The sequence below is a fragment of the Pusillimonas sp. NJUB218 genome, assembly GCF_003788685.1.
Lineage (GTDB): Bacteria > Pseudomonadota > Gammaproteobacteria > Burkholderiales > Burkholderiaceae_B > Neopusillimonas.
In genome coordinates this window covers 55,881-68,806 of sequence record NZ_NQMK01000002.1, presented here as the reverse complement: position 1 = coordinate 68,806, position 12,926 = coordinate 55,881, and the positions used below count along the sequence as shown (strand labels likewise).

The window sequence follows — 12,926 nt, the reverse complement described above, 5'->3', positions numbered from 1 at the left end:
CGGCCAGATCATTTTGCCTACGAGTTGTTCCTCATGAGTCTTGCCCGAACCTCGCCTCTCCCTTCGCCCCTGATTCAGCCCTTTCTTGACGCCCTGTGGCTTGAAGACGGGTTGGCAAACAACACCCTTGCCGCCTACCGGCGAGACCTGTCTGCGTTTACCCAATGGCTGGGCGACACACAGGGCAAAACGCTCATCCACACGCAAACGTCCGACATCCAAGCTTGGTTTGCCAGCCAGCACGCGACGTCCAAAGCCACCACAGCCAACCGTCGCCTGGCCACGTTGAGACGATTTTTTCTTTGGGCGAAAAGGCAAAATCATGTACAGCATGACCCCTGCCTTACGCTGAAAAGCGCGCGGCAGCCAACTCGTTTTCCAAAAACGCTTTCCGAAGCCAACGTCGACGCCTTGCTGACCGCGCCCGACACCAATCTTGCGCTTGGCATGCGCGACAGGGCAATGCTGGAAACACTCTACGCCACAGGCCTTCGAGTCACCGAACTGGTTTCGCTGAAACTGCTGGATGTCAACCTTGACGAAGGCGTAGTCCGAGTAGTGATGGGCAAGGGCGGGAAAGACCGACTGGTTCCGCTTGGCGCCGAGGCGGTACACTGGATGCAAAGCTATCTAGGGGACGGACGCCCTGCTTTGCTCGGCGCGAAGCGCAGCGATGCACTCTTCATCACGACGCGAGGCAGCGCAATGACCCGCCAGTCATTCTGGCTTATTGTCAAAAAATATGCGCTCAGAGCGGGCATCACCGTGCCGTTATCGCCGCACGTACTGCGTCACGCTTTTGCCACCCATCTGCTGAACCATGGCGCCGACTTGCGCGTTGTGCAGTTGCTGTTAGGTCATGCTGATATTTCGACCACGCAAATTTACACCCATGTGGCGCGCGAACGTTTAAAAACCCTGCATGCACAACATCACCCGCGGGGTTAAGCCTTGAAAGTACGAAGGTAAACAGCCAAACCTAATGACACGACTCAAACAGCTTGACCTGCGCCGACTGATTATTTCTCTGGCCGTTATTACCGGCCTGATCATGCTCGCCAACAGTTTTTATGCCAGCTACAAAGCACAGGAACAAATCCTCATCAAGAACCGGCTGCAACTTAATCACGCCTATGCCACCAAAGTAGCTTCGGCCACCAGCGACTATCTCGCCTCAGCCATGCAACAACTTCGCTACAGCGCCAAAGAAGTCAGCAAACTCATGGACATTCCTCAGGCGTTGCAGACCGAGGTATCGCGTGTATACAGGCAAACCGAGAGCTTTGACTCCGTGCTGGTCACAGACACTAATGGCAAGGTGCTGGCCACCGCCCCCCTCGATACGCTAGTCGGCAAAACACTGCACTCCCCCGGAGCAATAGAAGCTTTAAAGCTTCAGAGCCCTGTTATTTCGAAGCCTTACACCGGCGTCAGCGGCAATCGGATCATTGTGTTGTCCCAACCTATTTTTTCGGCTTCAGGAAAATACCTGGGCTATATCGGCGGCAGTATTTACCTAGGGCAAGCCAACAGTCTTGACCGGTTACTCAGCGAACACTACTACAGCGATGGGTCTTACCTGTTCGCCGTCGATCAAGATCGACAATTAATCTACCACCCCGAGTCGCGCCGAGTGGGCACCACGGTTGGTCAAAACCCGGTCGTCGATGCCGTGCTGGCCGGAGAAACCGGCTACATGCAGGCTCGCAACAGCCAAGGTATAGAAATGCTGGCAGGCTATGCACCACTGACAATTGCCGGCTGGGGCATTGTGGCCCAAGCCCCCACCAATGCGGCACTTGAACCCCTTGGCGCCCTGATGGCCGGCGTACTCCAAGACACGGCCGTGCCGGCACTGATCATTCTTGGCCTGGCCTGGTGGATGGCCCGCCTGATTTCCCGGCCGCTATCGCAACTGGCCCAAGGCGCCCGCGCCCTCGATCAACCCGAAACCGCTGAAAAAATCGCTCAAGTCGAACCTTGGTACTACGAAGCCAGCCAGCTGAAAAAGGCCATGCTCGAAAGCATGAACACTTTTCATCACCGTATAGTCAAACTCAATCTTGATGCGCAAACCGATGCCCTCACAGGCCTGTTAAATCGCCGAGGCCAGGAAATGGCCCTGGCCGCTCTGGAGCAAAGCCGCCAGGACTTCTCGATCGTTGCGGTCGACATCGACCACTTCAAGCCCGTCAATGACACCTGGGGGCACGACACCGGCGACCTGATCCTGCAGTTCCTTGCTGACGCCATGCGCACTTGCTCGCGCGATGAAGACCTGCTGTGCAGAAGCGGCGGCGAAGAATTTTTAATGCTGCTGCCCGCAACGCCGCCAGAAGGCGCCCAGCACGTCGCCGAACGTCTGCGCACCCACGTTGATACGTGGCACGGCCTACCCGGGCCGGGGCACATTACTATTTCTTTGGGCGTTTCTTATTGGTCGCCCGAAGGCGGCAGCGTAGAAGTTGCACTGAAACGGGCTGACGATGCGTTATATAACGCCAAGAAAAATGGACGTAACCGGGTTGAAATGGCGCGTTGAGCGTACTCTCAATAGTAAAAAACCAAGCGCATTAAATTTTTCCGTCACAAACCTCGCGAGATCCTGGCAAGACGGTACTATGCGCGCACGATACTCTGCGCATTCGATATCTGCTCCGCTATGAAACTTACAAAAATGTGCGCCGCGCTGGCGCTTGCCATCGCACCACTGTTTGCTTACGCCCTGGAAGACAGGTCTATAGAAAATGCGTCGGGGCGCACCGTCTTTGTCGCTCGGTTCTTCGACACTGGAGACGGCTCGTTCGACGATGACAATACGTCATTCTGGAGCTGGCAGGGCTATCAGGCCTACAAAGACCAAGTTGTCGATGGCCTAAGCTATTGGGCAGAAATTCTGCAGCCCCAAGGCAATAACCCCGCGACCATCGTGAATATTGGCACGGTGAATATGCCGGGCAATGCCTATGGGGGCTCACCCGGCGCAAACGGTGGCCAAAGCGCGTTAACGCAAATGCAGCAGAACATTTTTGGGCTATTGCCTGCAACTGGCACGCTACCTTTGGGCGGGCATGGTTTTTTTGGTCTGGGGCAAGATGACTACGCGTTGAACCCAGCGTTCACGCAAACGCCACTGACCGGTAAAGACAGTGTGTTCCTGACGGCTATACACGAAGTTGCCCATGGGCTGGGCGTTGGCAGCAGCGTAGAAGACAAAGGCGCCATAGATGTCTTTGAACCGTATTTCGAAAGCCGCCTGAACCGTTGGTCGCAGCTGCTGATCGACGATAACGGGAACCCGGCACGGGCGGGTCAGAAGATACTTTGCAACGGCTGCAATAACGCGTACGACCCTGATGCATTCGACATGCGCCAGGATAAAGCCGTACTGATCGGAACCCACATCAACCAGGTATTGGCCGGCGGCCTGCGTGGCGTGCCTGTAAAGATACTGGACGACGCTGGCAATGTAGACCCTAACTACATGAGCCATATTGAGCTTCGAAACAGTGTCATGAGCCACCAGGATTACCGCAACTACACGGGCTTCATGGAAGCTGAGCTGGCTGTGCTGCAAGATCTGGGTTTCACGATTGACCGAGCAAATTTTTTCGGGCGTTCAGTCTACGGTGACGGCCTTGAGCTGGTTAATACACAAGGTTTTTTTGAGCGTAACGCCGCTGGTACGCAGTATCGTCCGGGTAGGTACAACCAGGCCACGCTGGGGCTGGGCCTGCATATTTACGGCAGCAACAACCATATCCGGCAAGCGGCTGATCTACTGTCCGCCGGGTCGGGTGGTGCGGGCATACGGGTCGATGGGGAGAACAATACCGTTATCGTTGACCCCGGCGTCAAAATTCACGCGAACGGGTTAAATGGACAAGGTATACAGTTTGCCTACGGTCGCCGTCACACGCTGGTTCACCGGGGCGACATCCAGGCAACCGGCTCTCAGGGTGTAGGCCTGCGTTTTGATTTTGGCACCAACGCACTGGGCAGCGCAGTTGAAAATCGTGGCTCCTACATACACAGCGTCGATGGCGTCGATCGGCCGCTACTGCCCGAGCTTGACGGCCCCTTGGTTGAGCAAGCAGACATCACGGGCCGAGTCGCAGGCCGGCAAGCAGCCATCCTTATATCTGACAATGCCTACGTCAAACGCATCAACCTAATGCAAGGCGCCCGTATTGAAGGCGACATTATTTCGCATTATGCGCAACGCGACGGCAATAACGAACTGCGCCTGACCACACTGTCTTTTGGTCAGGCCGCCGACAGCCTGGGCCGCGCCACAGGCCAACCCGATGCGGCATTTCGCCTGAGCTACGCAGGCAACATCACTGGCCAAGATAATCTGGCCCTGTCATTTGACGGCGGCGAAACCCGGCTTGATGGCACGTTGCAAGTTTATAGCGCCAAAGTCCAGGAAACGGCCACATTGGGAGGCAATGCCCGCTTCGATCTGGCCACCGGCAGTGCCCTGATCAACGCTGGCACGCTGGCACCCGGCAATTCAATCGGGCGCATCAGCGTAAGCGGGGACTATCGGCAAACAGCAACAGGGCGCCTAGTAGCCGAATTTGACGGTAACGGCGCCCACGACGTGCTTGCCGTAAGCGGCAATGTTGACCTGACAGGCACCCTGGAACTGGCGCCTTTGGCCGATTGGTATCAAAACACTTGGTCGGTCGACACAAGCACTTTAGTAGAAGCGGCCAGCCGCAGCGGCAGTTTCAGCGCCACTCAGATCACCCGTCTATCGCCAATACTGCAATTTAGCGCGGTATCTCTGGGCGACGAGCGCTACCGCTTGTCGGCCACGCGAGCCCAAGACGCCTACAGTCAATATGGCCGTGACGACAACCAGCGAGCAGCCGGGCGCGCCTTGTTCAACCTGGCGTCCGCAGGGCCTGCGGACGCGCAAACACTGTTTCGGGAGATCGATTTCTCGGCCAGCGACGGCTCGCAGATACCTGACGCTTTAGCCCAGCTTTCGCCGGCCAACTACAGTGCATTGATGGCCGCTTCCCTGATGCGTGAGCGTACGATTATGCAAACGGCTCATCAAGGCCTGAGCCAGAGCACGCAACGCCCCGGTACCGACTGGCAAGGCTACGCCACGGCGTTCGGCTCAGAGGCCGATCAAGACGCAGGTGAGTCCATGATTGGCTACGATGCCAAGCTCTATGGTCTGGTCGTTGGCACCGGTCGCAGGCTCGCCTCGGCATCCGACTTCGCGGTCGGTGCCCAACTTGATATTTCAACGCTTTCGGTCAGACCCGACGCCCCCTACCTTGGCAAAAGCAAAGCCACCGCAGGCGGCATTACGGCTCATCTTCAGTACCGTCCGGATTCAACGCAGGGCCTCTTTGCTTTCAGCGGCCTGCGCCTGGGCCTTGACCAGGTCGATATGCGTAGGCAGATTTCCATCGGTAATTACCAAACAACACACTCGTCCGACTGGACTGGCCGTAGCCTGTCGCTTGACGCAGGCACAGGTTACCTCTGGCGCCTAAACCCTGCGCTCTCGGCAGGGCCATTTGTCAGCATGAACTATGCTCTATTGTCACGGCCATCTATCGACGAGTCAGGCAATGCGGCAACACGCCTTCATCTGGACAGCATGCGCATCGACGCGTTGCGGTCCAGCCTTGGCCTGGCGACATCATGGCGTAGCGCTCGTAGTGATGGCAGTACCCTGGCCATGCATTTCGACATCAGATGGGATCGCGAATGGCTGAATCGCGACCTGACTCAGGCGGCGCACTTTGTGATTGCTCCCACGAATACAACGTTTAATACCATCAATAACGTGCTGCCTCGCAACACGATGGGCATGCGGGCAGGTCTGACGTGGCAGCGCAGCGAGGGCTTGTCGGTCGGCGCTACTCTAAGCGCCCAGTTGGGAAGTGGCTATTCGTCGCTGCAGGGGCAGGCGAATTTCAGTTGGACGTTTTAGAGCCCGACGCCGGCTAAAATCTAATCCAATCAAATCCATCGCACGGCAATAGGCGATTTGACCACTTGGTTGCCGTAGTGCACCCAGCAAGGGGCGTTAAACGATCGTAAACGTGGCGTCCCCGACAGGAATCGAACCTGTAATCTTCCCTTAGGAGGGGAAAGTTATATCCATTTAACTACGGAGACGCAGCGCCGCCATTTTAGCAGCATGTAGTGTTGTATTTTTGTCTCAGTATTAACGCGAATTTTTAATGACAGCACTTGCATTCCCGGACAATGCAAGTGCTGTTGCCTTTCTGGCCGCAGACGATACAGCGGCACCCTAACCGATGCCGCCACCAAGCTGGCATGCACTACAATGCCGCCGACCTTATCAGGTAAACCATCATGACGACAGAAAACCGTATTTTGGGCGAAGTTGAAACTTTTTTAGAGGATGAAAGCAGCACTATTGCACTGGCCTCGCAAATTGCGCCCTTGTTGCTGGCCGACGACCCTGATCATCCGGGCACACCGCAAGGCGGACGCATTCATCTTCGTGGCGACCTCGGCGCAGGCAAGACCAGCTTTGCCCGCGCCTTGCTGAGGGCATGCGGCGTCACCGGCCGAATCAAAAGCCCGAGCTATGCTTTGCTTGAAAGCTATAAAGTTTCTAACTTATACTTGTATCATCTTGATTTTTATAGATTTAGCGATCCACGAGAATGGATAGATGCTGGGTTCCGAGATATCCTGCAAAAACAAGCAGTTGTGCTCATCGAATGGCCGGAACAGGCCGGCGGGCTACTCCCTTTGCCCGACCTTGAAATCAACCTGAGCTACGCAGAATCCGGACGACAAGCACGATTAATCGCCTATAGCAACAAAGGACAATCATGGCTAACCAGACTAGTGCTTCCACCGAGGGGATCTCACCCGCCGGGCGCGTCCGCCGGCGTCTGATCGCAACCGCTACCACGCTGTTTGCGCTGCCTGTCATCCCGAAAATGGCCCAGGCAGCAACCATTCTGGCGGTCCGTACCTGGCCTGCCGACGAATACACCCGCGTCACCCTGGAACTCGACACCGAACTCAAAGCCGAGCACTTCACCCTTGAAGGGCCGCACCGTCTGGTGGTCGATATCAACGGGCTGACCATGAACCAGGCCATTAACGAGCTGGTTTCAAAAGTCAAACCTAACGACCCGTACATTGCCTCCGTGCGCGTAGCGCAAAACCGGCCTGACGTCATTCGTCTGGTTTTTGACCTGAAGCAGTCTATCGCCCCGCAGGTCTTCACACTCAAGCCCATTGGCGAGTACAAGTACCGCCTGGTGCTTGACCTGTACCCAAAAATTGCGCAAGACCCGCTGTTGGCGCTTAGCAAAATAGGGGAAGATAGCGACCCGTTGGCCGAAGTTCTTGAAAACTTAGCGCAGGCAGGCTCGCCCTCAGCCCCCATCCCGTCGGTTGACGGCCAGCAACTACCTCCTATTGCCCAGAAACGGCCAGCGCCCCCGGCCGCCCCTGCCCTTCCCGACGCCGAGCGCCCCAATCGTCCGGTTCTGATTGCGCTCGACCCTGGCCATGGCGGTGAAGACCCCGGGGCAGTCGGCCCCAGCGGCACATACGAGAAGCACATCGTGCTGGCGATCGCCCGCCGACTCAAGAAGCTGATCGACGCCCAGCCCAATATGCGCGCCTACCTGACCCGCGACGGCGACTTTTTCGTACCCCTGCAGGTCAGGGTGCAAAAAGCCCGGCGCGTAAAGGCCGACCTGTTTGTATCTATACATGCTGACGCCTGGGTCAAACCTAGCGCACGGGGGTCTTCGGTTTTTGTCTTGTCGCAAAACGGGGCTTCTAGTGCTGCGGCCCGGTGGCTGGCCAAAAACCAAAACGACGCCGACCTGATCGGTGGCATTAACCTAGGGTCGCACAACCAGCAGGTAGCGCAAGTTCTGCTGGATATGTCAACGGCAGCGCAAATTAACGACTCGGTCAAAGTGGGCGACCGCGTCCTGAGTGAAATCGGCAAAATCAACCGATTGCACAAAAAATATGTTGAACGCGCAGGGTTTGCCGTCCTCAAGGCGCCGGACATTCCGTCCATCCTGGTCGAAACAGCATTTATCAGCAACCCCGAAGAAGAACGCCTGCTGCGCAGTGCCGGGCACCAAGACAAAATCGCCACGGCCATGCTCAAAGGCATTAACGACTACTTCGCAACTAGCCCGGGGCTCGCGCGTCGGGCATAATTGCCCCTACGATGTCGCAACGCCCCGTAATTGCCCCCCTCCCCGATCTTCTCATCAGCCAAATCGCCGCCGGCGAGGTCATCGAACGACCCGCCTCGGTGCTGAAAGAGATTCTTGAAAACGCTATCGATGCCGGCGCGTCCAGCATCGAGGTTCGTCTTGACGGTGGTGGCATTCGACGCATCGCCGTTTCCGACAACGGTTGCGGCATTGCTCAAAACGAACTGACCCTTGCGTTAACCCGGCACGCCACCAGCAAAATAAAGTCGTTGGATGATCTCGAGTCGGTCGCCTCAATGGGCTTTCGAGGCGAGGCGCTGGCATCCATTGGCGCGGTGGCTCGACTGACGCTGACCTCGCGTACCGACGACGCTCCTCACGCGTGGCAAATCACTGCCCAGCAACCCGACATCACCGCAGCCTCCGGCCCGCAAGGCACGACGGTCGACGTTCGCCAACTCTTTGAAAACGTACCGGCCCGCCGGAAATTCCTGCGTACCGAATCAACCGAATACGGACATTGCGTCGATATTCTGGAACGCATTGCACTGGCCCACCCCCACGTTGCGTTCCGGCTGTTTCATAACGACAAGCCGCAACGGCACTGGCGGGCCGGCGATATCGCCCAGCGCATACTCGATGTTCTCGGCAGCGAATTCGTCAGCCAGGGTTTGGGCGTCAGTGTCGACCAGGGGTTGATCAGGCTCGACGGCATGATTACGCGCCCCACCTACGCGCGCGCCCGGGCCGATCGTCAGTATCTTTACGTCAACGGGCGCTACGTCCGCGACAAAACGGTCTCGCACGCCATCCGTCAGGCCTACGCCGACGTCCTTCATGGCGATCGCCAACCCGGGTTTGTCTTGTTTTTGTCTATCGACCCCAATGCGGTCGATGTCAACGTGCATCCGGCCAAGCACGAGATCCGTTTTCGCGACAGCGGTGCAGTACACCAATTTGTTGCGCGAGCGCTGTCGCAAGTATTGGCCCAAACGGCCGGTGGCCAGCCTCTAGCTGTCGACGCCGCATACGCCGAAGGCCAGGGCTCTCCTGGCGCGTTGTCCGAGCACAATGCACGCCCGCAACCAGAACCCGTCAATACAAGCAACGAAAGCTCACCGTCCTTGATGTCGTTCGGTACGCCTGCACCGACAGAGCAGTACCGCGCGCCCCCATTTGCACCCTACGGGCAACACGCCCTTAACCTGCGCGATAGCCGCCCTGGTCAAGCGCAGGGTACCGACTGGCAAACGTTGTATCGCCCGCTAGCGCCCCCGACAGCACCTACCCACACTGCACGCGCACAGCCGACGGCCCTGCCTAATCACGAGTTCCCGCTGGGCATGGCACTGGCCCAACTGCACGGTATTTATATTCTGTCGCAAACGGCAAATGGGCTAATTCTGGTCGACATGCATGCAGCCCACGAGCGCGTCGTCTACGAGCAGCTCAAACGTGCCATAGATATGCGCGACCTGCCACGACAAGAACTGCTTGTACCTGTTGTATTTCAGGCAAGTGAAAAAGATGTCGCAATCGCCGATGAGCACGCCGACGCACTTGAAGACCTGGGCCTGATCCTGCGCCCGGCCGGGCCGGCAACACTCATGGTGCGTGCCGTCCCCGCGTTGCTGGCCGGCGGCGACATTGAATCGCTGGCCCGCAATGTCTTGAACGATTTGTCATCTGTTGGTTCGTCGGCGCAGTTGCTTGAGCAACGTAACGTCTTGCTGGCCACCATGGCCTGCCATGGGTCGGTTCGAGCCAATCGACGCCTCACACTCGACGAGATGAATGCCTTGCTGCGTAAAATGGAGCAAACCGAGCGTGCCGACCAATGCAATCACGGACGTCCCACTTGGGTGCACTGGTCCCTGACCGAACTCGACAAATTCTTTTTACGCGGCCAATGAATCCCCTACCAATATTGTGCTTGGCCGGCCCCACCGCTGCCGGTAAAACTGCCTCGACCCTGGCGCTGGCCAAACGCTGGCCCATCGAAATCATCAACGTCGATTCGGCCACTATTTACCGCGAAATGGACATCGGCACCGCCAAGCCAACACCCGCCGAGCAAGCCCTGGTACCCCAACACCTGCTTGATATCCGCGACCCCGCCGAAAGCTATTCAGCCGCCGATTTCTGCACCGACGCAACCACACTTATTGACCAGATTCTTGCCCGGGGCCGCATCCCGTTGCTTTGCGGCGGCACCATGATGTACTACAAAGCCCTGCGCGAGGGGCTGAACGACTTGCCCCAAGCCGACCAGGCAGTTAGGGCTGAGCTTGAAGCCGATGCAAAACAGCTAGGCTGGCCGGCGCTACATGCGCGCCTGGCCGAAGTCGACCCGGCTACGGCAGCGCGACTTGCGCCGAACGACAGCCAGCGCATTCAACGGGCCCTGGAAATCTGGCGCCTTAGCGGGCAGCCGATGTCGGTATTGCTGCAACAACAAAAATCTCAGCCTGTCGGCACGCCCCGACACTTCATCACGCTAAGCCTCGAACCATCAGACCGCCTCGCGTTGCATCGACGCATCGCGCTGCGTTACGAGCTCATGCTAGAGCAAGGCTTGATGGATGAAGTTGAACGACTGTATGCGCGGGGCGACCTGCACCCCGGCCTGCCGTCGATACGGTGCGTAGGTTATCGTCAGCTGTGGGACTATCTGGACGGCAAGACTAGCAAAGCCCAGGCGATTGAACAGGCCATTGCCGCAACCCGCCAACTGGCCAAACGGCAACTGACGTGGCTACGTGCCCAACCCGACCGTCAAATTATTGATTGCCTTGCACCCGATGTCGTCGCCCAGGTGCTGGATGCAGCGATGGGCGTATGGTCAACACCTTACGCCCATCGATGAATTAAACAACAACGGTTTGCGGCATATCACCGGTTTGGACAACGATTTCGCCCAAGCGACTGACATTTTCGCCATGCGACGCCAGTGTGGCGGCAACTGCATCGGCCTGGTCAGCAGGAACAACAATAACCATACCAATACCGCAGTTGAACACGCGATGCATTTCGGTGTCGGCTACATTACCGCCCTTTTGCAACCACTTGAATAGTTCGGGCATTTCCCAGGCATCGCGATACAACCGGGCCGACAGGCCAGGCTGCAAAATGCGCGGGACGTTGTCGAGCAAACCACCCCCGGTGATATGTGCCAGCCCCTTAATTGCCGCGCCGTGCGCCTTTAACGCCGCCAGTACCGAGCGCACATAGATGCGCGTAGGCGCCATAACAACATCGCCCAAAGGCCGACCACCCAGGTCATCTTCCGGCTTGGCGCCGGTGGTTTCGATAATTTTACGGAGCAAAGAAAAACCATTGGAGTGCGCCCCGCTGGACGCCAGCCCCAGAACGACATCGCCCTCTTTAATGGACTTGCCATCGATGATGAGCGATTTCTCGACGGCGCCTACAGCAAACCCCGCCAGGTCGTATTCACCATCAGGGTACATGCCGGGCATTTCGGCAGTCTCGCCGCCGATAAGGGCACAATTGGCCAGTTCGCAGCCTTTGGCAATACCCCCGACTACGGCTGCGGCGGTATCTACCGACAACTTACCGCAGGCAAAATAATCGAGGAAAAACAGCGGCTCGGCGCCCTGCACCAGAATATCGTTAACACTCATGGCGACCAGATCGATACCGACCGTATCGTGGCGCTGCCATTCGAACGCCAGACGCAACTTGGTACCCACACCGTCGGTACCCGACACCAGAACCGGCTCTTTGTAGTTTTTGGGCACTTCGAACAATGCACCAAACCCGCCAATCCCGGCCATAACGCCGGCACGCATGGTTTTGGCCGCCAGCGGCTTGATGCGATCGACCAGCGCGTCGCCTGCATCGATATCGACACCCGCATCGCGGTACGTTAAAGAGGTGGATTGATTGTTTGTCATGAGAAAAGCCGTGGGATGTGCAAGAATTGCGTCTTAAATAAAATACCAAGGCGCATTTTACGCTTTTTACCGCCATCGATGACCCAACAACTGATCCTCAACCTGCTGCCCGCACCTGTGCCCACACTGGACAACTACGTGCCGGGTAAAAATCAGGCCGCTATTGCAGCCCTGCAGGGCTGTGAGCCGGGTCGGGCGGTGTACCTATGGGGGCCGCCCGGCGCCGGCCGCAGTCACTTGCTGCAGGCACTGGGGTTTGCCGATCACGCCCTGTACATTCACCACAATAACGCCAACAGACTACTCCAAAGCGTGGTCGAAGCCGATGTCATCGACTACCGACGCATTGCGGTCGATGGGGTCGAACGCTACGACGACGAGGCCCAGGCCGCCCTGTTCGCGCTTTACAATCGTTGGCGCGAGTCGGCATCCAGCACACATGCCTTTGCCCTGCTGGTGGCTGGCGATCGCGCCCCCATGCATATGCCTGTCCGCGAAGATCTGCGCACACGGTTGGGCTGGGACCTGGTCTTCAGGCTCGAACTGCTTTCAGACGATGAGCGTGGCCAGGCCCTGCAGACCCGTGCTTCCGAGCGCGGGCTGCACCTGTCGCCCGAAGTCATCAACTGGATTCTCACCCACTACGCCCGCGACATGAACCGGCTGAGTCACCTGATTGATGCGCTGGATCACTATTCGCTGGCAAAGCAGCGTGCCATCACGCTGCCGCTACTACGCGAATTCCTGACCCATGAAGACGCTGCAGCACTCGCCACGCCCTGATCACCACCCTGTGCCCGGCAACACC

Annotated in this window: 9 protein-coding genes and 1 tRNA gene; 8 read left to right on the top strand and 2 right to left on the bottom strand. The window is 57.6% G+C overall.

What is annotated here, in order from left to right:
• Positions 1–33 precede the first annotated feature (33 nt).
• The 3 genes from xerD to CHR62_RS02890 all read left to right on the top strand — a co-directional run bounded on the left by xerD (position 34) and on the right by CHR62_RS02890 (position 5,962).
• Positions 34–948, top strand: a complete 915-nt coding sequence (gene xerD / locus CHR62_RS02900; RefSeq protein WP_123659982.1) for a site-specific tyrosine recombinase XerD — start codon at positions 34–36, stop codon at positions 946–948.
• A 34-nt stretch (positions 949–982) separates the two neighbouring features.
• Positions 983–2,542, top strand: a complete 1,560-nt coding sequence (locus tag CHR62_RS02895; RefSeq protein ID WP_123659981.1) for a diguanylate cyclase domain-containing protein — start codon at positions 983–985, stop codon at positions 2,540–2,542.
• 120 nt (positions 2,543–2,662) lie between these two features.
• Complete coding sequence (locus CHR62_RS02890; RefSeq protein WP_123659980.1) at positions 2,663–5,962, top strand: autotransporter domain-containing protein; 3,300 nt, start codon at positions 2,663–2,665, stop codon at positions 5,960–5,962.
• Positions 5,963–6,075: 113 nt separating this feature from the next.
• On the opposite strand, the gene CHR62_RS02885 is transcribed toward CHR62_RS02890, so the two are convergent.
• Positions 6,076–6,150 (bottom strand) — tRNA-Arg (locus tag CHR62_RS02885).
• Between the two features lie 201 nt (positions 6,151–6,351).
• On the opposite strand from CHR62_RS02885, the gene tsaE reads away from it, so the two are divergent.
• Genes tsaE through miaA form a run of 4 tightly spaced genes read left to right on the top strand, consistent with a single transcriptional unit; the run spans position 6,352 to position 11,067 of the window.
• Positions 6,352–6,906, top strand: a complete 555-nt coding sequence (gene tsaE / locus CHR62_RS02880; protein ID WP_123659979.1) for a tRNA (adenosine(37)-N6)-threonylcarbamoyltransferase complex ATPase subunit type 1 TsaE — start codon at positions 6,352–6,354, stop codon at positions 6,904–6,906.
• On the top strand, positions 6,840–8,201 hold the full coding sequence (locus tag CHR62_RS02875; RefSeq protein WP_123659978.1) for an N-acetylmuramoyl-L-alanine amidase: 1,362 nt from the start codon (positions 6,840–6,842) through the stop codon (positions 8,199–8,201). The genes tsaE and CHR62_RS02875 overlap by 67 nt, the downstream gene beginning before the upstream one ends.
• A gap of 11 nt (positions 8,202–8,212) precedes the next feature.
• The gene (mutL, locus tag CHR62_RS02870) at positions 8,213–10,114 is read left to right on the top strand and encodes a DNA mismatch repair endonuclease MutL (RefSeq protein ID WP_123659977.1); all 1,902 of its coding nucleotides are present in this window, start codon (positions 8,213–8,215) and stop codon (positions 10,112–10,114) included.
• Positions 10,111–11,067: a tRNA (adenosine(37)-N6)-dimethylallyltransferase MiaA gene (gene miaA / locus CHR62_RS02865; protein WP_123659976.1), complete on the top strand. Its 957-nt coding sequence runs from the start codon at positions 10,111–10,113 to the stop codon at positions 11,065–11,067. The genes mutL and miaA overlap by 4 nt, the downstream gene beginning before the upstream one ends.
• A 1-nt stretch (position 11,068) precedes the next feature.
• Here miaA and purM read toward each other — a convergent pair whose 3' ends face one another.
• Positions 11,069–12,118: a phosphoribosylformylglycinamidine cyclo-ligase gene (purM, locus tag CHR62_RS02860; RefSeq protein WP_123659975.1), complete on the bottom strand. Its 1,050-nt coding sequence runs from the start codon at positions 12,116–12,118 to the stop codon at positions 11,069–11,071.
• Between the two features lie 78 nt (positions 12,119–12,196).
• Between purM and hda the strand changes: the two genes are divergently transcribed.
• A complete protein-coding gene (hda, locus tag CHR62_RS02855) occupies positions 12,197–12,901 on the top strand; it encodes a DnaA regulatory inactivator Hda (protein WP_123659974.1) in 705 nt (234 codons plus the stop codon).
• The last annotated feature ends 25 nt before the right edge of the window (positions 12,902–12,926 follow it).

Bases quoted from the DNA above. Each gene is read 5' to 3' on its own strand.
- miaA (WP_123659976.1), top strand. From the start codon at position 10,111: ATGAATCCCCTACCAATATTGTGCTTGGCCGGCCCCACCGCTGCCGGT.
- purM (WP_123659975.1), bottom strand. From the start codon at position 12,118: ATGACAAACAATCAATCCACCTCTTTAACGTACCGCGATGCGGGTGTC.
- xerD (WP_123659982.1), top strand. From the start codon at position 34: ATGAGTCTTGCCCGAACCTCGCCTCTCCCTTCGCCCCTGATTCAGCCC.
- mutL (WP_123659977.1), top strand. From the start codon at position 8,213: ATGTCGCAACGCCCCGTAATTGCCCCCCTCCCCGATCTTCTCATCAGC.
- tsaE (WP_123659979.1), top strand. From the start codon at position 6,352: ATGACGACAGAAAACCGTATTTTGGGCGAAGTTGAAACTTTTTTAGAG.
- CHR62_RS02875 (WP_123659978.1), top strand. From the start codon at position 6,840: ATGGCTAACCAGACTAGTGCTTCCACCGAGGGGATCTCACCCGCCGGG.
- CHR62_RS02890 (WP_123659980.1), top strand. From the start codon at position 2,663: ATGAAACTTACAAAAATGTGCGCCGCGCTGGCGCTTGCCATCGCACCA.
- hda (WP_123659974.1), top strand. From the start codon at position 12,197: ATGACCCAACAACTGATCCTCAACCTGCTGCCCGCACCTGTGCCCACA.
- CHR62_RS02895 (WP_123659981.1), top strand. From the start codon at position 983: ATGACACGACTCAAACAGCTTGACCTGCGCCGACTGATTATTTCTCTG.